The organism is Terrabacter lapilli (assembly GCF_039531305.1).
In the GTDB taxonomy this organism is placed as follows: domain Bacteria; phylum Actinomycetota; class Actinomycetes; order Actinomycetales; family Dermatophilaceae; genus Terrabacter; species Terrabacter lapilli.
The window spans coordinates 911,230-935,073 of the sequence record NZ_BAAAPU010000007.1 but is presented as its reverse complement, the minus strand read 5'-3'; the positions used below and the strand labels follow the sequence as shown (position 1 = coordinate 935,073).

Below are 23,844 nucleotides of genomic sequence, written 5' to 3'. Positions count from 1 at the left end.
GCCGGCAACCAGTTCCACTACTACCGCAGGACGCTCGACGACCGGGTGCTCTTCGGCGGCTACGACGCGAACTACCACTTCCCCGGCCGCATCGACCCGGCGCTCGAGCAGAACGACGCCTCGCACGGGCTGCTGGCCGAGCACTTCCTCCAGATCTTCCCGCAGCTCGAGGGCATCCGGTTCACGCACCGCTGGGCCGGGGTCATCGACACGACCTCACGCTTCACGCCGGTGTTCGGCACCGCTTTCGGCGGGCGGATGGCGTATGCCGTCGGCTACACCGGGCTGGGCGTCGCCTCGACCCGCTTCGGCGCGGCTGTCGCCCTCGACCTCGTCGACGGCAGGGACACCGAGCTCACCCGGCTGGGCATGGTGCGGCGCAAGCCGGTCCCCTTCCCTCCCGAGCCGATCCGGTATGCCGCCGTGCGCGCCACGCGGTCATCCCTCGCGGCCGAGGACCGTACCGGACGGCGCAACCTGTGGCTGCGGGCGCTCGACCGGATGGGCGTCGGCTTCGACTCCTGACCGGCCAGCCCTGGATCTTGGAGCCCGGAGCCCGGGGGCCCGGAGCCCGGGTCAGAGGATGACGAGCTCGGTGGGTCGGGTGTTGAAGCGCTCGACCCCGTCGTCCGTCACGGCGACGATGTCCTCGATGCGAGCGCCCCACCGGCCGGCGAGGTAGACGCCCGGCTCGATGCTGAAGGTCATGCCCGGCTCGACCGGCAGGTCGTTGCCGGCGACGATGTAGGGCTCCTCATGGCCGTCGAGCCCGATCCCGTGGCCGGTGCGGTGGATGAAGTGCTCGGCCAGCCCCGCCTCGGCGAGCACCTCGCGGGCGGCGCGGTCGATGGCCTCGCAGGTGACGCCCGGGCGCACGGCCTCGACCGAGGACTGCTGGGCGGCCTGCAGGGCTGCGTAGGCGGAGGCGACGTCGGGCTCGCGAGGCGTGCCCACGGCATACGTACGCGTGCTGTCGGAGCCGTAGCCCGACGGCAGTGGGCCACCGATGTCGACGACGACCACGTCACCGTCCTCGATGACGCGGTCGCTGACCGAGTGGTGGGGGCTGGCGCCGTTGGGACCCGAGCCGACGATGACGAAGTCCGCTGCGGCGTGGCCCTCCTCGACGATCGCGGCGGCGATGTCGGCGGCGACCTCGGCCTCGGTGCGGCCGGCACGCAGCCACTCCCCGACACGGGCGTGCACCCGGTCGATCGCGGCGCCGGCTGCGCGCAGCTCGGCGAGCTCGGCGGTGTCCTTGCGCATCCGCAGCTCGCGCAGCACCGGCCCGGCGAGCTGCTGGTCGACCGCGCCGGCGTCCCGCAGCCGCAGCAGGTGCAGGGCCGGGGTCATGTCGGACACCGCCACGCGGCCCGTCGGGATCCCGCCGAGGGCGAGCGCATAGGGGTCCTCGCCGTCGACCCAGGTGCGCACCTCGACGCCGAGGTCGGCCAACGGCACGTGGCCCAGGCCGGCGTACTCCAGTGCGGGCGAGACGAGGACCGGCGCGACGGCGGCGTCGCTCGGCACGACGAGCGCCGTGAGCCGCTCGAACGAGGAGCCGGCGATCCCGGTCAGGTAGCGCAGGTCGGAGCCGGGCGACACGACGGTCGCCGCGACCCCCGCAGCCGCAGCGTGGCTGCGCAGCCGGTCGAGGCGAGAGCGCATCGTGGCGACGTCGAGGACGGACGAGGTGACACCCATGGGCAGACGCTACCGCCGGTCGCCGACGACTCCCCTTGTAGGGGGATGCGTGGTCGCCGTCTCCATCACCGACTCCTCGAGTCTGCTGCCGGCCCTCTCGGGTGCCGTCGTGCGGTTCGTCCTCTTCTTCGCCGTCGGCTTCTTCGCCCTGGCGTGCCTCTACGCCGTCGCGGGAGCGCTGCTTCTCTGCCGTCACCGTCGTCGTCGGAGAGCGGATCTACCGTCGCTCGCTCATGCAGACGCGTGGCCGGGTCTCGTGGAAGCAGGCACTCACCGCGGCTGACTGACCCGGGCCGATGCCGGCCGGATGCCAGCCCTGCGGGTCGCGCGGCGGACGCCCTCGCTTGTCGGACCTTGACGTGCCCTTGCGGAGTCCTTACCTCGGAGCTGTCGCGCGAAGTCCCGATCGGGCCTACCGTGGAGCTGACGTTCGGAGGGCTCCGGGCGACGACACCAGCGACCGACGCTCCCTCGGTCGCGCCGAGCAGGCCCCGGCATCCGGATGCGTCGGGGCCTGCTCGATCCCGGCGGCGGCTCTGCCGGGTCCGTCCGCCTCAGGCGGGCAGCGGCGCACGCTCCCCCGCCGGCACGGGCTGCGGCGGCGGTGGCCCGACGTAGCGCGCGGCGGGGCGGATGATCTTGGGATCCCGCGCCTGCTCGAGGACGTTGGCCGTCCACCCGACGGCACGGGCCACGCAGAAGGTCGGCGTGAACATGCTCGGCTCGAGGCCGGCGAGGCGCATGACGACGCCGGCGTAGTACTCGACGTTGGCGTAGAGCGGCCGGTCGGGCTTGAGCTCGGCGAGCACCCGCTCGATCGTCGCCTCGACCCCGATCGCGAAGTCGACGAGGGGGTCGTCCCAGCCGCGGGCGACCGCCTTGAGCATCTCCGAGCGAGGGTCGTGGGTGCGGTAGACCGCGTGCCCGAAACCCATGATCCGGGCTCCGCGGGCGACCTGCTCGCGCACCCACGGCTCGGCCCGGTCAGGCGTGCCGATCTCGTCGAGCGCCTCGAGCGCCCGGCTCGGTGCCCCGCCGTGCTTGGGGCCGGAGAACGAGCCGATGGCGCCGACGAGGCAGGCCGCCAGGTCGGCGCCGGTGCTGGCGATGACCCGGGCCGTGAACGTCGAGGCGTTGAAGCCGTGGTCCATCGTGGCGACGAGATACTGCTCGACGGCCCGGGCGTCCCGCTCGACGGGCAGGCTCCCGGTCACCATCCGCAGGTAGTCGGTGGCGTGGTGCAGGTCCGGGTCGGCCGGCACCGGGTCGAGACCCAGACGCAGCCGGTGGGCGGCGGCGAGGATCGTCGGCGTGACAGCGACGGCCGCCATGGCCGAGGAGAGCCGCTCGTCCTCGTCCGCGTCGTAGAGCGGCCGCTGCCCGGTGATGCCTCCCCATGCGGACAAGGCGGTGCGCAGCACCTGGAGCGAGTCGCCGGTCGTCGCGCAGATGGCCGGCAGCAGGTCGGCGAGCGCCGGGGGCAGGACCCGCAGCCGGCCGGCGGTCTCGCGCAGGGCGTCGAGCTCGGCGGCGGACGGCAGGTGCCCGTGGAAGAGCAGGTGCCAGGCCTGCTCGAAACCGACCTTCTCGGCCAGCTCGACGGCCGAGTACTGCCGGTAATGGAAGAAGCCCTCGTCACCCCGCACGTCGCCGAGCTCGGTGTCGGTGACGACGACCTTGGCGAGGCCTGGCGGGACGAGGACGAGACCGGTGGGTGTCGGGACGGATGAGTGGGTGGACATGGCGTGCTCCTCTCGGGTTCACTGCTCACCATCAGCGATGTTGATCAACTCCGTCAATGTTGATCGCGTCAACTGTTGACTCGATCGACATCGCCGCCGCAACCAGCCCGAGGAGGCCCAGTGTCCGCACCCCGCAGCCCGTGGATCACGACGACGGAGGCCGCCCAGCGGCTCGGCGTCAAGCGGTCCACGCTCTACGCGTACGTCAGCCGTGGGCTGCTGCGCAGCGAGCGCCGCCCGGGACAGCAGGAGAGCCTCTTCGACCGCGCGCAGATCGACGCGATGGCCACGGCCACCCGCCCCGCCGGCGGCCCCCAGCCGGTGCTGCGGTTCCGCAGCATCGCGACGTCGGTCAGCCGGCAGGCGGAGGGCGAGCTCTTCTACCGGGGCCGCGCGCTCGCCGACGTCGTCGCGCTCGGGTCGCTCGAGGAGGCCGCGGCCGTCGTGCTCGAGGCGCCGGCCGCCGCGAACGCCTCGTCCCCGAACGCCTCGTCCCCGGACGCCTCGGCCCCGGACGCCACGGCCGGGCTCGACCTGGCACTGCTGCCCCTCCACCGCAGGATGCCGGTGGCGGTGCAGCTGCTCGCGGCCGCGGACCCGTTCGCGGCCGACACGGATCCCGAGCGCGTCCGCGCGGCCGCGCTCCCGACCCTCCGAGCCGCGGTCGCCCTGGTCGCCGGGCGGGCTCCCGGCCCGCCGGGTGGTGACGACCTCGCCGCGCTCGCGCTGGGGGCACTCGGCGGGCGCCCGGACGCGCCCGGTGACCTGGACGTGCTGCGGGTGCTGCTCGTGTCGCTGCTCGACCACGGCCTCACGGCCTCGACCATCGCCGCCCGGGTGGCTGCCTCGACCCGGGCCGGGCTCCCCGACTGCCTCTGCGCCGCGTATGCCGCCATGTCCGGCCCGCTCCACGGCGCGGCCCCGGTCGCCGCGCACGCACTGCTGGCCGAGGGGGCCGACCCTGCCGCGCTCTTGGCGAGGTCGCTCCGCTCGGGTGGCTCCGTGGCCGGCTTCGGCCACTTCCTCTACCCCGACGGCGACCCACGGGCCGAGGTCGTCCTCGAGGCGCTGTGGCGCAGGCCCGGCACGGCAGCGCTGCGGCGTCGCGTCGAGGCACTCGGCACGATCATCGGCGAGCGCACTGGCGCCCTCCCGAACATCGACCTGGCCAGCGCGGCCGTGCTGCACGCCCTCGGCCTGCCGGCGGAGTCCGGCGAGGTCGTCTTCCAGATCGCCCGATCGGTGGGCGTCGCCGCGCACGTCGTCGAGGAGTACGCCGAGGAGCCCTTGCGCTGGCGCGGCCGCGACCCGCAGGGCTGAGCTACACCCGCTGGTCGAAGACGTGCCGGCGCACCCACGCGTGCATGGCCACGGCGGCCGCGGCGCCCGCGTTGATCGACCGGGTCGAGCCGAACTGCTCGATGTGCAGCACCGCCGCGCACGCGGCGCGCATCGGGTCCGACAGCCCCGGCCCCTCCTGCCCGAAGACCAGCACGCAACGGCGCGGCAGGTCGAAGGTCTCGAGGGGCACCGAGCCGGGGAGGTTGTCGACGCCGAGCAGCGTCAGCCCCTCGTCGCGTGCCCACTCGGCCAGCGCGGGCGCGTCGGGGTGGTGGTGCTCGTGCTGGTAGCGGTCGGTGACCATCGCCCCGCGCCGGTTCCAGCGTCGGCGCCCGACGATGTGGAAGGCGGCGGCGCCCATCGCGTTCGCGGTCCGGATGACCGAGCCGATGTTGAAGTCGTGGCCCCAGTTCTCGACGGCGACGTGGAAGTCGTGCCGTCGGGCGTCGAGATCCGCGACGATCGCGTCGTGGCGCCAGTAGCGGTAGGCGTCGACGACGTTGCGCCGGTCACCGTGCTCGAGCAGCTCCGGATCCCACTGGTCGCCCTCGGGCCACGGCCCCGCCCAGGGGCCGACCCCGACCTCCTCGGCCGCCGACGGGTCCGAGGTCTGCGGCCGTGACGCGGGCGGTGACGGTGGCTGTGGCTGGGGCTGAGACGGGGGGTGGTGCACCCGGCGAGTCTACGAACCCAGGGGCGGCCGCCCGGTGGGTTCGGGAGGAGGCACGGTGGTCGCCCTCGCGTCCGCCGTGGCGGTCGCGACCCCGAGCGCTTCGGCGGTCGCCGGCCTCCTCCCTCGCTCCCGCCTCCATCGTGGCTCGGGGTGGCGCTGCCACGGCGGCGAGGGCAGGGCATCGAGACGGTCTCGAGACGAAGTCGAGACGTTCTCGCAACCGAACGGGGGCCGCGTCGCACCCACGCATGGCTCACAGGCAAGATGCAGGCCCTCCCGGGCGGACCGCATACCCTGTGACGCATGCACGCTCTCGCCGCCCTGTCGGCTGCCGCCCCCGCCCTCGGCCCGAAGTGGATGGACCCGACGTACCTGCTCCAGCAGTACGGCAGCGCGTTCTTCGTCATCGCCCTCGTCATCGTCTTCATCGAGTGCGGCCTGCTCTTCCCGATCCTGCCGGGCGACTCGCTGCTCTTCGCGGTCGGCCTGTTCATCGCCACCGGGCAGATCGGCATCAACCTCGGCGTGGCGATCGCGGCGCTGACGGTCGCCGCCTTCCTCGGCAACGTGGTGGGCTACGAGATCGGTCGCGGAGTCGGCAAGCCGCTCTACACACGGCAGGGCCGCTTCGTCAACACGGCCAACTTCGACAAGACGAACGCCTTCTTCGACAGGTACGGCAGCCGCGCCCTGGTGCTCGGGCGCTTCGTGCCGATCGTGCGCACCTTCATCACCGTCGTGGCCGGCATCGGCCGCATGCACCGCCGGCGCTTCTTCACCTGGAGCGCCGTCGGCGCCGTGGCGTGGGTCCTCAGCGTGACGCTCCTCGGCTACTTCCTCGGCCAGGTCTTCCCGGGCCTGACGAAGAACATCGAGTACGCGATCCTGCTCGTCGTGCTCGTCTCCGTGCTGCCGATGGTCTACGAGGTCGTCAAGCACCGCCGTGAGGCCAAGGCCGTCGCCGCGGAGGGCGCCGAGGGCGTCGAGGGCGCCGGCGCCGCCGGCGAGGTCAGCGACCCGGTCCCGGGCTCCGAGCGCGGCTGAGCCGGCGCCGTCAGGCGTTCGGGGTGCCGGAGTCGCGCGTCGGGTCGGGCTGCTCCGCGCCGGGGGCCTGAGCCTGCGGCAGCGCGCCGGGTGCCGCGCCCGGCTGGGTGGACGGCCCGCCCACCGCGCCCGGCTGCGTCGAGGGCGCCACGCCGGGGACGCTCGAGCCGCCCGGGCCGCCGACCGCGTCGCCGCCGTACGACACGTTGGGCACCACGGCCTCGGTGGCCGGGGCCTCGAAGTACTCGGCCCGCTTCACGCCTGCCATGTTGGCCACGAGGTTCGAGGGGACCGACTCGACCTTGGTGTTGAGCTCGCGCACGAGCGCGTTGTAGTAGCGGCGCGAGCTGGCGATGCGGTCCTCGGTGCTCGTCAGCTCCTGCTGGAGGGCGAGGAAGTTCTGGTTGGCCTTGAGGTCCGGGTAGGCCTCGGCGACCGCCATGAGGCGACCGAGCGCCTGGCTCAGCTGGCCCTCGGCCTGCGCCGCGGCGGCGGGCGTCGAGGCACCGGACATCGCGGCGGACCGGGCCTGCATGACGTCCTCGAGCGTCCCCCGCTCGTGGGAGGCATAGCCCTTGACCGTCTCGACGAGGTTGGGGATCAGGTCGTGCCGGCGCTTGAGCTCGACGTCGATCTGGCGCCAGCCCTCCTCGACCTTGTTGCGCAGGCCGATCAGGCCGTTGTACATGACCACACCCACGATCGCGGCTAGCACGACGAGGCCGATCAGGATCCAGACGATGATCATGGGTACTCCCGAGAATCAGGGCGGTCAGTGTGCCGATCCTAGTGCGGGGAGCACTCCCGGACCGGGCCGTCGGTGCGACGCCGAAGCCGCTCGGGCGGTTCCGGTCGGTGCCCGGGGCTAAGGTCCCGAGCATGACCACCCTGCCGGCCCGCAACCGGGTGAGCCCGCTCGGCGACGTCGTCGCGGCGCCCGGCCGGGGTGCGTGGACGGGCAACCGTGGCCGGTTGCACGAGGGCTCCGGGACGCGGGAGGTGAGGCGTCACCACGTCGGGCGCGCCTGGATCACGTGCGCGCTCACCTTCCGGGACCGGCGCGTGCGCCAGTGGGACCCCGGTCACTACACGCCGCTCTTCTTCCTCGACGAGGCCGCCTCGTTCGCGGCGGGCCACCGGCCGTGCGCCGAGTGCCGGCGACCCGCGTTCACGGCTTTCCGCGAGCTGCTCGCGGAGGTGTCCGGCACGGAACGCCTCAGCGCTCCGGAGCTCGACCGCCTGCTCCACGACGAGCGCTGGGACCCCGCGCGACGCGCCCGCCGGCTGCACGCGTACGCGTGGGCCGACCTGCCGGACGGCGCGTTCGTGCTGCTCGACGACGGGCCCGCCCTCGTCGCCGGTGCCGGCCTGGTGCCGTGGCTGGCGGACAACTCGTATGCCGCCCGGCCCGTGCCGCGGCCGGGCACCGGCCGAGCACGGCTGGTCACCCCGCCCTCGGTGGTGGGGGCGCTGCGCCGGGGACTGTCCGTCCAGGTCGGCGCGCCGGTTCCCGGCTGACGGCCTCAGGCGAGGCCGAGCTCCTCGAGGGAGAAGGCGTAGCGGTACTCCACGCCCGCCTCGGTCGTGATCCGCTCGCCGGCGCCCGTCGCGCGGTCGGCGATCGTGGCGACGGCGACCACCTCTGCACCGTCCTCGCGAGCCGCCTCGACGGCGGCGAGCGGCGAGGCGCCGGTCGTCGTGGTGTCCTCGACGACCAGCACCCGTCGGCCCTTGATCGACGGCCCCTCGATGCGCTGCTGCAGGCCGTGCGCCTTGCCGGCCTTGCGCACGACGAACGCGTCGAGACGCTCGCCCGCCGCTGCGGCGGCGTGCAGCATCGAGGTCGCCACGGGGTCGGCTCCGAGGGTGAGGCCACCGACGGCGGCATACGACAGGTCCTTGCTCAGCTCCCGCATGACGATGCCGACGAGCGGGGCGGCCTCACCGTCGAGGGAGATGCGGCGCAGGTCGACGTAGTAGTCGGCCTCCTTGCCCGAGCTGAGGGTCACGCGACCGTGGACGATCGCCTTCTCCTTGATGATCTCGAGCAGACGGGCACGGGCGGAGGCGAAGTCAGCGGGGGTCACGAGGCTCCATCGTAGGGCGCCCTCGGTCGATCGACGTAGGCCGCGCCCCGTCCAACGGGGGATTTCGGGGGCGCAGCCGGTGACCACACTGGGAGATCAGGTTCCGGCAGGTTGGGAGGACGAGCCATGGCTCCCCTGGATCTCCGCGCTCGAGGAGCGGCCCTCGCCATCGGCTCCCTCGTCGGCGCCCTCGGCCTCGCCCTCAGCTCCACGGGGGCGGCCTCAGGAGCCGCCACCTACCTCTACGTCGGAGGCAGCGGCTGCTCCGACACGGGGTCGGGCACCGCCACGGTCCCCTTCTGCACGATCGCCAAGGCAGCCAAGGTGGCGGTCGCCGGACAGACCGTGCTCGTCTCGTCCGGCACCTACACCGACGAGGTGTACCCCTGGCACTCAGGCACGTCCGCCTCGCCGATCACCTTCCAGCCGGCCGCGGGAGCGACCGTGACGATCTCCGGCGCCAAGCACGGCTTCACGATCTCCAACCAGAGCTGGATCAGGGTGTCGGGCTTCACGATCCAGAGCACCACCAAGGACGGGATCTACGTCTACAACGCCACCGGCGTCCGGCTGTCGGGCAACACGGTGCGGAGGTCCGGGGTGCGGGTGTCGGGCTCCACGGCATACGGGATGTACCTCAACTCGATGACGAACTCCGTCGTCACGGGCAACCTCGTCACCGACAACTCGGCGTCCGGCATCTACCTGACCAACGGGTCCACCGGCAACCAGGTCACCAGCAACGAGAGCTCGTGGAACGCCTACGGCTACGTGCGCAACGCCGTCGGCATCGACCTGCGAGCCCCCGGCAACCTCGTCGGCTCCAACCGGGTGCACGACAACGAGGACTCCGGCATCCAGTCCTACCCGGGCGGGAACAACAACACCATCGTCGACAACGTGAGCTACCACAACAAGGGGTTCACGACGGTGGTCCTCACCAACTGCAACGCCCCGAGCACCGGCAACACCTCCGGCTGCATCACCGGAGACCACGGCATCGACGACTACGCCGTGACCGGCAGCTCCGTCGTCGGCAACACCGTCTACGACAACGTGAGCGCCGGCATCAACGTCGAAGGCGTGCCGGCCGGGACCTCGAGCGGCTTCACCCTCGCGAACAACATCTCGGTCGACAACGCCGCATCCTGCCCCAACGGCGCGGGAGGGACAGTCAAGTGCCCCCGGACCCGGGGCAACATCCGCGTCGACGCCACCTCCCAGCTCGGGACGAGCCTCGACTACGACCTCGTCAACCTCAGCGTCAGCGGCGGCACGATGATGGTCTGGGGCTCGACGTCCTACACCTCGCTGGCGGCCTTCCAGACGGCCAGCAAGCAGGAGTCGCACGCGCTGCAGGCCGACCCCCGCTGGACCAGCCCCTCGAAAGGCGACTTCACCCTCCGGGCCGGCTCGCCGGCCATCGACTCCGCCAACTCCGGCGCACCGGGCGAGCCCACCAAGGACGCCGCCGGACGGCCCCGGGTCGACGACCCGGCCACGGTCAACACCGGGGTGGGCAGCCGCAGGTACGACGACCGCGGCGCCTACGAGTACCAGCCCTAGAAGCGGGACGACACCATGAGCCACTCGACGACCACCTCGCACCGCTGGCAGATCCTGCTCGGCGTCACCCTCACCGCAGTGCTCGCGCTGGGCGCGGTCTTCCTCGCCACCGGCGCCTCCCAGGCCGGCCCCTCGACACAGCAAGCCGCGGCGAGCCCCTCGGGCCCGCCCAGCGACTGCCCGGCCATCGGCCTTCTCGTCGCCGCCGCCGCCACCGCCACCGCGCCCGGCGCCCCCAGCACCGCGGTCACCGCGGCACTCGGCCGAGCCACCAGCGCCGCCAAGGCCACCGCGTCCGACGACGTCCGCGAGCTCACGCAGAACCTCGCCGACGACCTTCTCGCCTACCGCACCACCCTCACCACACCGTCGGACACCTCGACCCAACGCCACACCGACATCGGCGCCACCCTCCGCAGCGACGTGACCGCCCTGCGCCACTACTGCGGGCTCTGACCCGTAGATCGAGACGTCCCTCGGCGGGCGCCCCAGCCGTCGCCACACCGGAAGAGCAGGACGGCGGCACGCGAGAAAGGAAGGGGACATGGTCCCGTCACACACTCCGAGACGCAGGGCTGCGATCGCCATCGGCTCCGTCGTCGGCGCCCTGGGCCTCGCCCTCAGCTCCACGGGAGCGGCCTCAGGAGCCGCCACCTACCTCTACGTCGGAGGCAGCGGCTGCTCCGACACGGGGTCGGGCACCGCCACGGTCCCCTTCTGCACGATCGCCAAGGCAGCCAAGGTGGCGGTCGCCGGACAGACCGTGCTCGTCTCGTCCGGCACCTACACCGACGAGGTCTTCCCCTGGCACTCAGGCACCTCGGGCTCCCCCATCACCTTCCAGCCGGCCGCGGGCGCGACCGTGACGATCTCCGGCGCCAAGCACGGCTTCACGATCTCCAACCAGAGCTGGATCAGCGTCTCGGGCTTCACGATCCAGAACAGCACGAGCAACGGGATCTACGTCTACAACGCCACCGGCATCAGCCTGTCGGGCAACACCGTCAGGACCTCCGGGCAACGCGTGTCCGGCTCGAGCGCACACGGGGTCTACCTCAACTCGATGACCAACTCGGTCGTCACCGGCAACCTCGTCACCGACAACTCGGCGTCCGGCATCTACCTGACCAACGGCGCCACCGGCAACCAGGTCACCGGCAACGAGAGCTCGTGGAACGCCTACGGCTACGTGCGCAATGGCGTCGGGATCGACCTCCGAGCCCCCGGCAACCTCGTCAAGGGCAACCGGGTGCACGACAACGAGGACTCCGGCATCCAGTCCTACCCGGGCGGCGACAACAACACCATCGTCGACAACGTGAGCTACCACAACAAGGGGTTCACGACGGTGGTCCTCACCAACTGCAACGCCCCGAGCACCGGCAACACCTCCGGCTGCATCACCGGCGACCACGGCATCGACGACTACGGCGTCACCGGCAGCGCGGTGGTCGGCAACACCGTCTTCGACAACGTCTCCGCCGGCATCAACCTCGAGGGAGTGGCATCCGGGACGCCGAGCGGCTTCACGATCGCCGACAACATCAGCGTCGACAACGCCGCGAGCTGCCCCGACGGCGCCGGCGGCACGGTCAAGTGCCCCAGGACCAGGGGGAACATCCGTGTCGATGCCACCTCACAGCTGGGCACGACCCTCGACCACGATCTGGTGAACCTCAGCATCCCCGGCACGATGATGGTCTGGGGTTCCACGTCGTACTCGACCCTGGCGGCCTTCCAGACCGCGAGCGGACAGGAGTCGGGTGCCCTGCAGGCCGACCCTCGCTGGACCGGGCCCGCCAACGGCGACTTCACCCTCCAGAGCGGCTCGCCCGCCATCGACTCGGCCAACTCCGGGGCACGTGGTGAGCCCGACACGGACGCTGCCGGACGAGCCAGGGTCGATGACCCGGCGACCGTCGACACCGGCGTGGGCCCCCGGAGCTACGACGACCGCGGCGCCTACGAGTACCAGCCCTGAGCGCAGGACGACACCATGAGCCACTCGACGACCACCTCGCACCGCTGGCAGATCCTGCTCGGCGTCGCCCTCACCGCCGTGCTCGCGCTGGGCGCGGCGCTGCTGGCGCACGACGGGCCCCGTGCCCTCGCCCCGACCCAGGGGCTCGCGGCCACGCCGTCCGGCACTCCCCCCGACTGCCCGGCCCTGGGCCTGGTCGTCGCCGCCGCCGTCACCGCGACGACCCCCGGCGCGTCCTCCGCCTCAGTCAGCTCTGCCCAGGGCCGAGCCACCAGCGCCGCCAGAGCCACGACGTCGGACGACGTACGTGAGCTCGCGCAGAACCTCGCCGACGACCTCGCCGCGTACCGGGCCACCGTGACCACGCCCTCGGCGACCTCGGCCCAACGCCACACCGACATCGGCGCCAGCATCAGCGGCGACCTGACCGCCCTGCGCCACATCTGCGGCCACTGAGGACGAGGTGCCCGCGGTCGTCACTCCACGAGCCGCGCGAGCACGAGCGGCTCGGCTGCCTCCAGCCCACAGAGCGAGCCGTAGTGGCGGGCGCGCTCCTCCAGAGCACGCAAGGACCGTGGATGCGGGTAGGGCCTGGTCTCGCTCTCGTACTCGGCCATCGCCTGGAGCTTTCGCGTCAGCTGCTGCGAGATGTCCGAGAAGAAGTTGGGCACCAACGCCTTTCCCGTCAGGGGCATCCCCCATTCCGTCGACGACGGGGTCTCGAAGAACACGACCCGCTTGACCCACGGTGCAGAGTAGGGACGCACCGCAGTCCACGTGGCCTCGCTGACCACCGTGTGGTCCCTGTTGGCGTCCGTTGCACCGTGCGTGTACACGACCGACGGCCTGATCTCCTGCACCAGCCTCTGGATCTGCTGGGTCACCTCGATGATCGGCAACGTGTCGAGTCTCTGGTCAGGCAGGTCGCCGAAAGTGAGAGAGGCGCTGCCCATCACCTCCGACGCCCGTCGGGCGGCGCATCTCAGCTCGCTCTTCATGTGGTCGCCATACCGGGATGAGGAGCCCTCGGACATGATGACGACATGGACGGAGTCGCCGGCGTCCACGTGCTTGATGACCGTGCCGCCGACGCCGAGCAGCTCGTCATCGGGATGCGCCGCGACGACCAGAACCTCCATCAGGCAGCTCCGAAGACAAGTCGTTCGGGCCGGGCGCCGAGACCTTTGGCCCAGGACGCCCAGTCGCCCGCCGGTTGAGAGAAGGCGTTGCCGACGTCGAGCTGCTCGTGGTCCACGGGACTCCCGTCGGCCCAGGTCAGGGAGGTCAACCTGATCGTGCCGAGCTCCGCCTGCACGACCACGCCGCCGGCGTCGGCCTGGACTATCGTTCCGGGACGGAGATCTCCTCCGAGATTCGCATTCACCGATGGAGGGCTGGTGCTCCAGATCGACACCCGTCGTCCATTCAATTCGGAAAAGGCCCCCGGATAGGGAGAGGTCTGGGCTCGAACCCAGTTGTGGATCTCGGTCGGAGCCATGGTCCAGTCGACCACCCCCATGTCGGGCGTTCGTTTCGGCAGGTTGTTGCCTTCCGACGGGTCCTGGCGAGTTGTGGACAGTCGCCCCGCGAGGATTGCAGGCAGGTTCGAGATGATCATCTGCGCACCCAGGTCGGCGATTCTGGAGTACACGGTGGCGCACGTGTCGTCGTAGAAGATGGGCGTGAACCGCTGATCGACCACATCTCCGAGGTCAACGCCCGCCGAGAGCCGCATCATCGTGTTCGCCGTGCGTGTATAGCCCTTGATGATCGCCCAGTTCACGGGCGCGCGGCCGCGGTCCCTGGGCAGGGCGGACGCGTGAAATCCGTAGACGCCGAGCGGGAAAACGTCGAGAACAGGTTGCGGAATCAAACGGTTCCAACCCACGACAAATGCCATATCCGCCCCGAACGGAACTATGTCTTCGACCAGTAACGGGGTGTTCAGGTCCGATAGAATGTGCGTCGTGATGCCATGGCGTTCCGCGGCCGTCGAAATGTCGACGGAGCACCCACCTGAAACCGCCATGGCGTTCTTCAGGGTAACGACGCCGGAAACCTCCACATCGTGGCTGGCGCACAGTGCCTCGAATGCCGGAAGTGCCTCGTGCACGGCGCCGATGAACAGTACTTTGGCCATGGAAAGGAACTCTACTCAGGTGCTCTGGCCGACAGCACGGATTCGTCGAGGATCGACAAAGCGGAATACGCCGCTTCATGAGCGTGCGATAGCCGCGCTCTGCCTGGCTGCCAGCGCCCCGGTGCTTGCGGTGGCGTCGGCTTTCATCCGCCGGCAGTCCCCTGGTGGACCGGTCTTGTACCGAGCCGAGAGAGTCGGTCGCGGTGGACGCCACTTCACGATGTACAAGCTGCGCACCATGCACGTCATGCCCCCGAACGCCCCGCGCCTCACCGCCCGCCATGACCCTCGGGTCTTTCCTGCCGGCCGCATACTTCGCTCGACCAAGGTGGACGAGCTCCCCCAGCTGTGGAATGTCCTCAACGGGGACATGCGCTTCTTCGGGCCCCGTCCGGAGGATCCGGCAATCGTGCACAACTGCTATGAACCCTGGATGCTGGAGAGCCTGGACGTCCCGCCCGGCATCGTCGGGCCGGGGAGCCTCAGCTACTTCGAGGACGAGTCGCGCATTCCGAGCGACCCGGGCGAGGCCGAGCACTACTACGTCACCGTGCAGCTCCCCCGGAAGATCGCCAGGGACCTGGCCTACGTGCGCCGGCGGACGCCTGCGTACGACCTGGCCCTGGCCGTCAGGACCGTGCTCGGGATCCTGGGGATCAGGTCCCAGAGCTTCAAGAGCGTCCGGCTCGAGACCGCGACGGAGGAGCAGGTCCTGGGGGCTGTTCGGAGTCGACCGGGCAGCTCCCTCCCTGGCTGACGGACGGCGGCCTCGTCCGGTGCACGGCCAGCAGGGCCGGCGGGGCGGTGGCCCGGCGCTCGGCGCTCACCCGGTGCCGGCGGCGACGAGGACGACGTCGAACTGGCTCGCCACCGCGAGCACGTCGTGGGCGCGGTCCACCTGGTAGGTCGACGGTGTCATGTTCGTCCACAGGCGCGCCCCCTTCTTGCGCCTCTCCTGCAGCGCACGGGTCAGGGCGTTCGGCGCGCCACCGGGGTCGGTGAGCGTGACGAGCTGGCCCTGGTACCTCTGGGCCCACGTCCAGACGTCGACCGCCTTCGCGCCCTCGGCCAGCGGGATGTCCACGTAGGTGTGGACCTCGGCCTGCGCCTGCGCGTCGTCGCCGGGGTACGGCCCCGCATGCGCCAGGGCCTTGCGCGCCTGAAGAGTGACCCGGGACCCCCACCGGCGAACAGCCTCGCGCCAGCACTGTCGCATCGCCGCGTCGGCCGTGGTGCCCTGCGCGACGTACCAGCTCTCGTCCTGGAGTCCTGCGCTGAGGTCGATGACGTCGACCCCGGAGGCGGCGTAGCCGTCCACCGCCGCGATGCTCGCCCCGGGGTTCGCGGTCACGGCGTTCGCCCCGCACATCCGCATGGACGGCGTCGAGTTCGGGGCCCACGACAGGCACCCCAGCTCGGGGACCACGACGTCGATGAGCACCTTCGTCCCCGGGGATGCGGTGTGGATGTCCCTGACCGCCTGGCGGACCACGGCCGCGGCCTGCTCCCTCGTCGTACCGTCGTGGTAGCCGAGCTCGTCGGCGATCTTGATCCCGGCAACGCCCGGGCGACGCGCAAGGCTGAGGTCGATCCCGAGCACCTGGTGGTACCGCGCCGGGCCGGCCTGGTAGGCCTTGACGACGTCGGACTCGATCCACACGCCCGTGCCCTTCGACCGGAGGGCGTCGACGAGCCCGGCATACCTGGCGTCGTGGGCTGTCTGGCCCTTGAACTCGCCAGGCGCGATGTTGAACTGCTCGGTCCCGGGGGGAGCCGCGACGGGCGCCGGTTCACCGCACCCCCCGAGCCACAGGGCCGACGCGGCTGCGAGGGCTGCCAGGACCCGCCCCCGCCTCACGGGACCCCCGAGGTGAGCCGCCGCACGACGAGCAGGGCGCTGAGGTCGGTGACCAGGTACGCGACGGCGCTGGCGACCGCCGCCCCGACCACGCCGAAGGTGGGGATGAGCAGCAGGTCCAGTCCGAGGGTGGCCACCAGGCCGACGGTCTGCAGCAGCGAGTTCGTGCCGGGACGGCGCGTCCCGAGCAGGTAGCCGCTCGCGAGACCGCCCGCCGGGGACGCGACGAGTCCCACCGCGATGATGGCGGCCGGCACGACGGACGCCAGGAACTCCTGACCGTAGAGGGCAGGGAGCAGGGGGTTTGCCGCGAGCCCCAGCACGACGGCGCCGCCGATGCCGAGTCCCACGAGCCACGGCACCTGTCGGCGCACCAGGTTGGCGGAGCCCTCCGGGCCCAGCTGGGCGATCCGCGGGTAGCTCACCCACGTCACGGCGAGCGCCGGTAGCCGGACCAGCTCCGCGAACTTCGACGCCACCGCATAGATGCCCAGGGGTGCCGGTCCGGCGAGGGAGCCCAGGATGAGGAAGTCGAGGCGCAGGTTGAGCAGGTTGACCAGGCCGCCGACCTGACCCAGCAGCCCGAAGGTCACGATGCTGCGGGCGAGACCCCGGTCTGGTTGCCCGGTCATGCGCATCCCGCGACCGTGCACCTTGCGCACCAGGCGGACCCAGCCTGCCCCTGCGACGACGACGTCCGCGACGATGAGCACGACCACGAGCAGCAGCGGCCCCCGCAGTCCCACGAGGTAGGCGATGCCGAAGGCCGGGAGGAAAGCCACCTCCTCGGCGGCGGTGACCACGTTCGAGCCCTGCCGGTCGTCGAGTCCCTGCAGGCTGGACTTGACGACGGCCAGCGGCAGCTGGGTTCCGACGCTGACACCGGCGAGGAGCATGACGAGCGTGCTCGTCGCCGGGAACAGGAAGTGGTGGATCACGGGCAGGAGCAGCATCCATGCCGCCACGCCGAGCCCCATGCCCGCGACCAGCACCACCAGGATCGAGGGCCACAGTCGCCTGTCGGCAGAGTGCGGGCCGGCGAGGAAGTAACCCATCGCGCCGGGCAGACCACAGGCGGCCAGGACGCCGACGAGGCCCGGCACGACGCGCAGCAAGGCCAGCAGACCGACGTCCTCGGCACCTCCGACCCGCGCGACGAGGATCGTGCCGAGCCCCAGGGCGACCACCGCCACCAGCCTGGCCGTGATGTTGTCGAGGACGGCCCGTCCCGGGATGCGGAAGCGACGGGGCCGGCGACTGGGTTCCACGCTGACGTCCATGTCATCGCCTCTCGGACGGACGGAGGGTGTCGCTACGGATCAGGTCCAGCCCGGCGAGCAGACCGAGGAAGGCCCAGAGATGCCTGAAGTGGAGCACCTCGTAGAACAGGCCCGCCATCACGAACGAGGCCGCCATGGCGACGAGGAAGTGCGGCGACGGGAGGAGCCATCCGGTTGCGGACGGGTCACCTCTGCCCCTTGGCCGTCCCGCGACCCGGGCCAGTCGCACCGCGATCGAGGCCATCAGCACGACGAGACCGACGCCGCCGATGACCCCGAGCTCGACGAGCGTCGCCACGTAGTCGTTGTGCGCCTCCTTGACGTACGGGGCGGGAATCGCGGCCAGGGTCGGCTTCGTCCGGCCGGGGCCGACGCCGATGAGCGTGCCGTTCCAGAAGAGCCGTGTGCCCTCGGCGAAGAGGACCTGCCGGTCCTGGCTCGATGAGTCGCTGCGACCTATCGAGTCGTGGAGGACCGGTCCCCCGGCTGCAGCCTGTTCCTGCAACGACGCCCAGTCGACCGACGTGACGAGGGCGCCTCCGCCCAGGACCAGGACACAGGCGAGACCGGTCGCGGCGATGGGCCCGCGCGACCGCCACTGACCCACGAGGACTCCCGCCCCGAGACCCACCACCATCCCGAGCATGGCGCCGTTGGACCCCGTGTAGACGACCGCGAGCACCATCAGGAGCACGGCTCCGACGCGCAGCACGCGACGGCGCGGGCAGCGAGCGGCAAGGATGAGGAAGAGGCTGCTGACGAAGTAGTTCCCCGCGACGTTGGGGTCGCCGAACGTCAGCGCGGCGCGGGAGCCGTCTCGCACGGACTGGCCCGCGAGCCAGGAGATGCCGGCCAGGCGGCCCGCCACCATCAGACCCGCGGAGACGATCCCGCTCCAGCACCAGCTGGTGCACACCAGACGCACCAGGGAGCGGTCGGCCCGCACGGCGTTGGCGATGGTGGCTGCCCACAGCAGCAGGAAGAGGTCCTGGCCGAGCACCGCCGTCGAACGGATCTCGGTGTTGGCCAGGGCCGCGACGGCGCCGGCCAGGATCAGCAACCACATCCCCATGGCATACGGCACGCGCAGCCGAACGCGGTTGCGCGTGAGCCAGAGGAGGACGCCCCCGATCGCCAGGACGATCGGCAGGTCTGCCGGAGACGTGTTCCCGGGCCCGGTCGGCGCGAGGAGCGGCATGCACGCGATGGCCGCGGCGATGACCCAGCGCAGGGCCGGCGACGCCGGCGGCACCGGGTGGTGGCTCGCCCAGAGCCGGCGTTCCCTGCCGGACCTGACGGCCCCTGAGGTCCGAAGCTGCGTGGTCACGAACCCACCTCCGCGAGCAGGCGGGCGTGTGCACGGGCGAACTCCGGCTGGTCGGCGGTCGTCGCGACCTGCCCCAGCCCGACCACGACGGCGTCGCGCCACGTCGCGCCGGCGGCGCCGGATCCCAGCCCGGGGGCCAGGAAGGCGGCCACGAGGTCGTGGTACCAGCCCTGACCCCGCAGCAGGTACCGCAGCGGCTCGCCCCAGGCTCCGGCCCGGAGGCCGGCATGGCCGTGGACGGGAGCGCCCGCGCGGGTGTGCCGGTCGAGGTAGAGCGTGTAGGCGAGGGCGAACCGCACCCGGTCCCAGAGAGGATCAGAGCCGAACCGCGTGTGCTCCCAGTCGACGACACCGGTGACGCGACGGCCCGAGCGCAGGATGTTGCCGCACCAGAAGTCGCCGTGGGTCACGTGGCCCGCGTCGCGCTCGCCCAGGCGATCCCGGGCGACACGGCATACCAGTGATGCCTCCTCGCCTAGCCCGTCGTCGGGCCACCGGTCCTGGAGCAGGGCGGCCCAGTCCGGCTCGGGCGCCGGCGCGGCCTCGACAGGGTGCAGCTCGCGAAGCCAGGCCGCCGCCGCCTCGAAGTCGGCCTCGACCCGGCGACGTGAAGCGGTGTGGTGCCACCGGTGGTAGTCCACCGACAGCGGACGCCCGTGCGAGACGGTCGTCACGAGAAGTGTTCCCGCCGTGCCGTCGTGCAGCGCCACCACGCGGGGGACGGTGCCGCCGACCCGCCCGGGGTCGAGCTCTGCCAGGCCCTGGAGCGCTGCCGCCTCCGCCCGGACCGACTCCGCAGCACCGGGGGTGAGGGCCACCTTCACCGCCAGCACGGGGCTCGTGGACCCGGACTCCGTCGCCATGACGACCGCCTTCGGGTTGTCGTCGCGCGACATCGCCACGACCGCCAGGCGAACCGCGCGAGCACCCAGGTGCTGCCTCAGGACGTCCTCGACGGTCACGAGGTTCGGTGAGCCGGCCGTGCCCGGCAGGCGGGTCGAGGTGGTCATGGGCGGCGGGCGATGACCATGCGCCCGGGCACGAGCCGGCCGAGCCAGCCGACGAGGGGACGGTGACGCGCCAGCCGCGTCGCCGCGGTGATGAGGAAGGAACCCTGGGCGCGTCCGGGCGGCACGGTGGCGAAGGCGTTGCAGAACCACCCCATGCTCTCGACCCCGTCCTCGACGACGAAGGCCGGCGCGTTCAGGCCGGGCAGCACCACCAGCTCGCGGTCGACGACGAGACCTGCGTCCTGCGCCAGCCGTCGCAGCCGGCGCGCGCTGAGGCGACGGCCGTCGATGAGCACGAGCTGCTCCCCGCGCGCGAGCAGCGGGATCGCCGTACCCGAGGCGGGCCGGTCCCCGTGGACGTGGACGACCGGCGTCTGCCTGGGGACGAGCAGCTCGAGCGCGGCGTCGAGGGCGTTCACGATGCCCTGCCCCAGCCGTGCAGGGGGATCGGCACCGACTGCGGACCGGCCTGCTCGGGGGTGTAGACCTCGCAGAGGGTTGCGCCGAGAGTGCCTGCCTCGTAGCGGGTGCCCAGCTGCGCCCGCGCGTGCTCTGCCCAGGATGCCGCCTGTCGCGGGTGCGTGAGCGCGTGGTCCAGCGCCGCTGCGAGCTGAGCGGGGTCCTGAGGCGCCACCAGCAGTCCGCTCACGCCCGGCACGACCACGTCGGAGACGGCGTTGACCGAGGTCGCCACCACGGGTATGCCGCACTCCTGGGCCTCGACGATGGCGCACGGGAGACCCTCGTAGCGACTCGACATCGCGAAGACGTCGAAGGCGGGCAGCAGCTGGGGCACGTCCTCGCGGTTGCCGAGCAGCACCACGCGGTCCCGGATGCCCGCGGCCTCCGCGCGACGGGCCGTCTCCTCGAGGAGCGGACCACCACCGACCCATACGAGGACCGCCGGGGTCCGCATGCGCGTGAGCGCCTCGAGCATGACCTCGGGAGCCTTCTGGAAGTCCATCCGTCCCACGGTGCCCACCACCGTCGCGTCCTCCGGCAGCCCGAGCAGCGTCCGCGCCCTCGCCCGTGAGGCCGGCGACGCGATCACCGGTGCGGGCTCGACTGCGGGCCCGATGGTGACGAGCTGGTCCGGGCGCACCACCCGTCGCCGAAGGGCCTCCACCGCCACTCCCGTGCCCACGGCGAGGTAGGCGTCCGTGATGCGCGCCAGGGTCCGCTCGGTTCGGATGTACGCCTGGCGCACCACCGCCGGCTGGAAGTCGTGCCAAGGGAATCCGTGCAGCGTGTGCACGATGCGGGGCACGCCGGCCCGCGAGGCGGCAACCCGTCCCAGCACGCCGGCCTTGGCGCTGTGGGTGTGCACGATGTCGAAGCTCTCGGACCGCAGGAAGCTGTCCAGTGACCTGTAGGCCCGGGCGTCCTGGGCCGGGCTGATCGGGGAGACGAGGTCCGGCACGACGACGACGTCCACGCCGTGGGCGCGAGCGGCATCGAGCAGGACGTCCCCGGAGCCGACGACGAGAGTGCTGCTGTAGAGGTCCCGCGGCAGGCTCACCGCCCCACGCACTGCAACGCCGCCGGCGCCCGCCACGCAGCGGGTGATGATGTGGGCCACTCGCTGGGTCATCGAGGCACTCCCGTCATCGGGGCACCGGCAGTCGGGTGGCTGCCGTGCGGGAACGGTTCCACGGTCTCCGGGAGGGCCTCGGCGAGCGGCGGGCGCTCGATGCGGCGCGCCAGGTCGACGATCTCGGCGAGGGACGTCCCAGGGTGTGCAGGCAGCACCACCTCCACGCACGGGACGCATCGGGCGAGCCGCTCCGCCTCCCCCACGACTGCAGGGTGCGCCGGCCCGAGGCCCGTGCCCAGGGCCAGCGTGGCGGCAAAGGCCCAGTAGCGACGCAGCTCGCCCGCCGCGTACGTCCCCGTGACGAGCGCGCGCGAGGCCGTCTCCGGCGAGACCGGTCGCACGGTCGGCCGCTCTGCGGTCCCGCGCCGGAGCACGAGCAGCAGCGACGGCCGGACCGAGGGCTCTCGGCCCTCCCAGGGCCGCTCCACGCGGCCGTGCGGCATCGTGGGACGCAGGCGTCCTGCCCTGCCCGCGTCCACGCGACGCGGTTCGGGCAGCGCGTGGAGCCGGTCGCCTTCGTAGGTGCACAGGTTGTCGCTGACCGGGGCGCCGCCCTCGGACGTGAGGCTGCCGAGCAAGGTCGACTTGCCCACTCCCCCCGGTCCGGCGATGACCACGCCCTCGTCCCCCACCCGGGCTGCCGAGACGTGCAGTGGCACGGCTCCGCGGACACCGGCCCACCAGAGCGCCGGGTACTGCATGAGCGCTGCCCGCCACAACAGCTCCGTCCGCCCCGGCGCCGCGAGACGCAGTGCGCGATGGCTCATTCCCGGGCGCGGGCGTGCCGTGACGGTGAGCCTCTCCCCCGACGGCTCCACGAGGAGGTCGAGGCCGCTGCCGCACGCATCGGTGAGCACGACGCGGCGCCCGTCGGCCCAGGCGCCGCGAGTCAGGGTCGCCAGACCGGAGACCGGGAACGGCTCGCACGAGGGATCCACGCGGACGATGACGTCAGGGGCGACGCCTGGCGCGCGGCTGCCCCAGGTCGCCGCGGAGGGCTGCGGCCCTTCACCCAGGGCGCGGTCGACGACGTGCCTCCAGGACCCGGAGCCGGCCTCGACCTCGACCGTCAGGCCGCACGACCGGGACCGGCGACTCATTTCGTTCCCCGCAGCTCGTGGTTGTTCGGCGCTCCGCCGTGCGGTGCCAGATGCTTCGAGGCGCCCCGATCCGGCTGCAACGGGTGTGGGGCACTGCTCGTCGGCCCGGCCGAATCCGTCGCCTTCGGCGCACCCACCGGTGAGACCGGCTCGACGGGCGGACGGGCATGGCGGCCACCCTCGGCTAGTGCCCGCCGGTCGAGGAGGCGCCGGCGTCGGAAGGTCAGCACGCCCACGACGTGCCAGCCCATCACCTCGGCGTGGCGCGCGACGTCCTCGAGGACGCGCTGTGACTCGACGGTCGGGCTGAGGGCGATCACGACGGGGTCCTTCGAGCCGTCGAGCGCACCGGCTCGTCCGGGCCGCGCGACCGCAGCGTCGGCCGAGTGCTCGATGTGCACTCCCGTGAGCATCTCCAGCTCCCGGCACACCCGCGCCGCCCACGGCTCGTACTTCCTCTCGACCGGCAGCAGCAGGACCGGCCGGCCGGCGAACCGGGCACCGACCATTCGTGCGGCGTCACCGAACTCGCGCAGGCTGCGTTGGCCCTTCGGGCCGGTGAGGTCCAGGGTGGGCAAGTGCCCGAGCAGGGGGGCGTCCAGCTCGGCCGCGACCCATCTGCGTCCCCGGACGTGCGGGCGCACCGCCTCGAGGATCGCCACGAGGAAGAGTGCGAAGATCAGCGCGGCCAGTCCCGCCAGCGCCACGATCTGCGGAACCTTCGGTCCGACCGGGTCAGGCAGTGCCGTGGCGGGGTCGAGCAGGCCGATGCTCGAGCGCTGGGACGCGGCGAGGACCAGGTCCGAGCGCTGGCGCAGCAGGTCGGTGAGGGTGGGTGCCATCGCCGCGATCCGGGCCTGGATCTCGAGCACCGGCCCCGGCGATGCCACGGCGAGCTGCCGGATCAGGTCGTCGCGCTGACGCGTGAGGGAGTCGATCTGACGGCTGAGGCTGGTCATGTGCGCGGCATCGCTCTGGCGCGAGGTGTTGGCGTACTTCAGCGCCTGCTGCACCAGGGAGTTCGCGGCGATGACCGAGCGCCTGGGGTCCTCCGTGGTGACCACCACGTCGTTCACCGTGGAGACGCCGACTCGACTCACGTCGATCGAGTGGATGGCGAACTTCGTCGGGTCACCGGGGATTCCGGCGGCGGCCATGGCCTGACTGACCATGTTGGGAGTGGTGACCACGCCCTGGAGCCACTGCGTCGCGGCGTCCGCCTGCACGTTGGTGCTGGCAAGCCCTCCGGACATCTGGACCCGGGCGACGGCCTGGTACTGGGCCTGCTGGTGGACGGCGTAGCGGCCGGCCGCCAGGACCGACCCGATGACGAGCAGGCCGATCAACCACCAGTAGCCGCCGATGACTCGTCGGAAGGCCTCGTCGATGCGCATGGG

The 23,844-nt window shown here is 72.0% G+C and carries 24 protein-coding genes; 9 read left to right on the top strand and 15 right to left on the bottom strand.

The features are described 5' to 3' along the window. A partial coding sequence (locus tag ABD241_RS12260; protein ID WP_344062678.1) for an FAD-dependent oxidoreductase occupies positions 1-525 on the top strand: 525 nt, incomplete at its 5' end. 51 nt (positions 526-576) lie between these two features. Here ABD241_RS12260 and ABD241_RS12255 read toward each other — a convergent pair. Both ABD241_RS12255 and ABD241_RS12250 read right to left on the bottom strand, forming a co-directional pair. Continuing rightward, entirely contained in the window at positions 577-1,704 is a 1,128-nt protein-coding gene (locus ABD241_RS12255) for a M24 family metallopeptidase (protein ID WP_344062676.1), read from the bottom strand. 554 nt (positions 1,705-2,258) lie between these two features. Next, complete coding sequence (locus ABD241_RS12250) at positions 2,259-3,446, bottom strand: citrate/2-methylcitrate synthase (protein ID WP_344062671.1); 1,188 nt, start codon at positions 3,444-3,446, stop codon at positions 2,259-2,261. A gap of 120 nt (positions 3,447-3,566) precedes the next feature. Between ABD241_RS12250 and ABD241_RS12245 the strand changes: the two genes are divergently transcribed. After that, positions 3,567-4,766 (top strand): citrate/2-methylcitrate synthase, encoded by a 1,200-nt coding sequence (locus tag ABD241_RS12245; protein ID WP_344062668.1) that lies wholly within the window; start codon positions 3,567-3,569, stop codon positions 4,764-4,766. 1 nt (position 4,767) lies between these two features. On the opposite strand, the gene ABD241_RS12240 is transcribed toward ABD241_RS12245, so the two are convergent. After that, a complete protein-coding gene (locus tag ABD241_RS12240; protein WP_344062664.1) occupies positions 4,768-5,460 on the bottom strand; it encodes a TrmH family RNA methyltransferase in 693 nt (230 codons plus the stop codon). A gap of 303 nt (positions 5,461-5,763) precedes the next feature. On the opposite strand from ABD241_RS12240, the gene ABD241_RS12235 reads away from it, so the two are divergent. Then, entirely contained in the window at positions 5,764-6,504 is a 741-nt protein-coding gene (locus ABD241_RS12235) for a DedA family protein (RefSeq protein WP_344062661.1), read from the top strand. Positions 6,505-6,514: 10 nt separating this feature from the next. On the opposite strand, the gene ABD241_RS12230 is transcribed toward ABD241_RS12235, so the two are convergent. After that, positions 6,515-7,252 (bottom strand): LemA family protein, encoded by a 738-nt coding sequence (locus ABD241_RS12230; protein ID WP_344062657.1) that lies wholly within the window; start codon positions 7,250-7,252, stop codon positions 6,515-6,517. 131 nt (positions 7,253-7,383) lie between these two features. On the opposite strand from ABD241_RS12230, the gene ABD241_RS12225 reads away from it, so the two are divergent. Further along, positions 7,384-8,022: a hypothetical protein gene (locus ABD241_RS12225; protein ID WP_344062655.1), complete on the top strand. Its 639-nt coding sequence runs from the start codon at positions 7,384-7,386 to the stop codon at positions 8,020-8,022. Positions 8,023-8,027: 5 nt separating this feature from the next. Here ABD241_RS12225 and pyrE read toward each other — a convergent pair whose 3' ends face one another. Then, positions 8,028-8,591 (bottom strand): orotate phosphoribosyltransferase, encoded by a 564-nt coding sequence (gene pyrE, locus ABD241_RS12220; protein ID WP_344062652.1) that lies wholly within the window; start codon positions 8,589-8,591, stop codon positions 8,028-8,030. A 126-nt stretch (positions 8,592-8,717) separates the two neighbouring features. On the opposite strand from pyrE, the gene ABD241_RS12215 reads away from it, so the two are divergent. From ABD241_RS12215 to ABD241_RS12200, 4 genes are all read left to right on the top strand, one after another. Further along, entirely contained in the window at positions 8,718-10,157 is a 1,440-nt protein-coding gene (locus ABD241_RS12215) for a right-handed parallel beta-helix repeat-containing protein (protein ID WP_344062649.1), read from the top strand. A gap of 15 nt (positions 10,158-10,172) precedes the next feature. Further along, entirely contained in the window at positions 10,173-10,613 is a 441-nt protein-coding gene (locus ABD241_RS12210) for a hypothetical protein (protein WP_344062646.1), read from the top strand. Between the two features lie 88 nt (positions 10,614-10,701). After that, on the top strand, positions 10,702-12,138 hold the full coding sequence (locus ABD241_RS12205) for a right-handed parallel beta-helix repeat-containing protein (protein ID WP_344062643.1): 1,437 nt from the start codon (positions 10,702-10,704) through the stop codon (positions 12,136-12,138). 15 nt (positions 12,139-12,153) lie between these two features. Then, positions 12,154-12,594, top strand: a complete 441-nt coding sequence (locus ABD241_RS12200) for a hypothetical protein (protein ID WP_344062640.1) — start codon at positions 12,154-12,156, stop codon at positions 12,592-12,594. A gap of 20 nt (positions 12,595-12,614) precedes the next feature. Here ABD241_RS12200 and ABD241_RS12195 read toward each other — a convergent pair whose 3' ends face one another. Together ABD241_RS12195 and ABD241_RS12190 are read right to left on the bottom strand one after the other, a co-directional pair. Beyond that, entirely contained in the window at positions 12,615-13,277 is a 663-nt protein-coding gene (locus ABD241_RS12195; protein WP_344062637.1) for a PIG-L deacetylase family protein, read from the bottom strand. Continuing rightward, complete coding sequence (locus ABD241_RS12190; protein WP_344062634.1) at positions 13,277-14,278, bottom strand: methionyl-tRNA formyltransferase; 1,002 nt, start codon at positions 14,276-14,278, stop codon at positions 13,277-13,279. Before ABD241_RS12190 ends, ABD241_RS12195 begins: the two co-directional genes overlap by 1 nt. Between ABD241_RS12190 and ABD241_RS12185 the strand changes: the two genes are divergently transcribed. After that, positions 14,166-15,035 carry a sugar transferase gene (locus ABD241_RS12185; protein WP_344062631.1) on the top strand — a complete coding sequence of 290 codons (870 nt, stop codon included), beginning with the start codon at positions 14,166-14,168 and terminating at the stop codon, positions 15,033-15,035. The genes ABD241_RS12190 and ABD241_RS12185 overlap by 113 nt on opposite strands. A 66-nt stretch (positions 15,036-15,101) precedes the next feature. On the opposite strand, the gene ABD241_RS12180 is transcribed toward ABD241_RS12185, so the two are convergent. Genes ABD241_RS12180 through ABD241_RS12145 form a run of 8 tightly spaced genes read right to left on the bottom strand, consistent with a single transcriptional unit; the run spans position 15,102 to position 23,841 of the window. Then, the gene (locus tag ABD241_RS12180; RefSeq protein WP_344062628.1) at positions 15,102-16,136 is read right to left on the bottom strand and encodes a hypothetical protein; all 1,035 of its coding nucleotides are present in this window, start codon (positions 16,134-16,136) and stop codon (positions 15,102-15,104) included. Continuing rightward, positions 16,133-17,404: a lipopolysaccharide biosynthesis protein gene (locus ABD241_RS12175; protein ID WP_344062625.1), complete on the bottom strand. Its 1,272-nt coding sequence runs from the start codon at positions 17,402-17,404 to the stop codon at positions 16,133-16,135. Before ABD241_RS12175 ends, ABD241_RS12180 begins: the two co-directional genes overlap by 4 nt. A gap of 13 nt (positions 17,405-17,417) precedes the next feature. After that, entirely contained in the window at positions 17,418-18,743 is a 1,326-nt protein-coding gene (locus tag ABD241_RS12170; RefSeq protein WP_344062623.1) for an O-antigen ligase family protein, read from the bottom strand. Then, complete coding sequence (locus ABD241_RS12165; protein ID WP_344062620.1) at positions 18,740-19,753, bottom strand: aminoglycoside phosphotransferase family protein; 1,014 nt, start codon at positions 19,751-19,753, stop codon at positions 18,740-18,742. Before ABD241_RS12165 ends, ABD241_RS12170 begins: the two co-directional genes overlap by 4 nt. Continuing rightward, positions 19,750-20,172, bottom strand: coding sequence for a hypothetical protein (locus ABD241_RS12160; protein WP_344062617.1), 423 nt, complete (start codon positions 20,170-20,172; stop codon positions 19,750-19,752). The genes ABD241_RS12165 and ABD241_RS12160 overlap by 4 nt, the downstream gene beginning before the upstream one ends. Then, positions 20,169-21,344: a glycosyltransferase gene (locus tag ABD241_RS12155; protein WP_344062614.1), complete on the bottom strand. Its 1,176-nt coding sequence runs from the start codon at positions 21,342-21,344 to the stop codon at positions 20,169-20,171. The genes ABD241_RS12160 and ABD241_RS12155 overlap by 4 nt, the downstream gene beginning before the upstream one ends. Next, positions 21,341-22,447 (bottom strand): hypothetical protein, encoded by a 1,107-nt coding sequence (locus ABD241_RS12150; RefSeq protein ID WP_344062611.1) that lies wholly within the window; start codon positions 22,445-22,447, stop codon positions 21,341-21,343. The genes ABD241_RS12155 and ABD241_RS12150 overlap by 4 nt, the downstream gene beginning before the upstream one ends. Continuing rightward, complete coding sequence (locus ABD241_RS12145) at positions 22,444-23,841, bottom strand: YveK family protein (RefSeq protein WP_344062609.1); 1,398 nt, start codon at positions 23,839-23,841, stop codon at positions 22,444-22,446. Before ABD241_RS12145 ends, ABD241_RS12150 begins: the two co-directional genes overlap by 4 nt. Between the last annotated feature and the right edge of the window lie 3 nt (positions 23,842-23,844).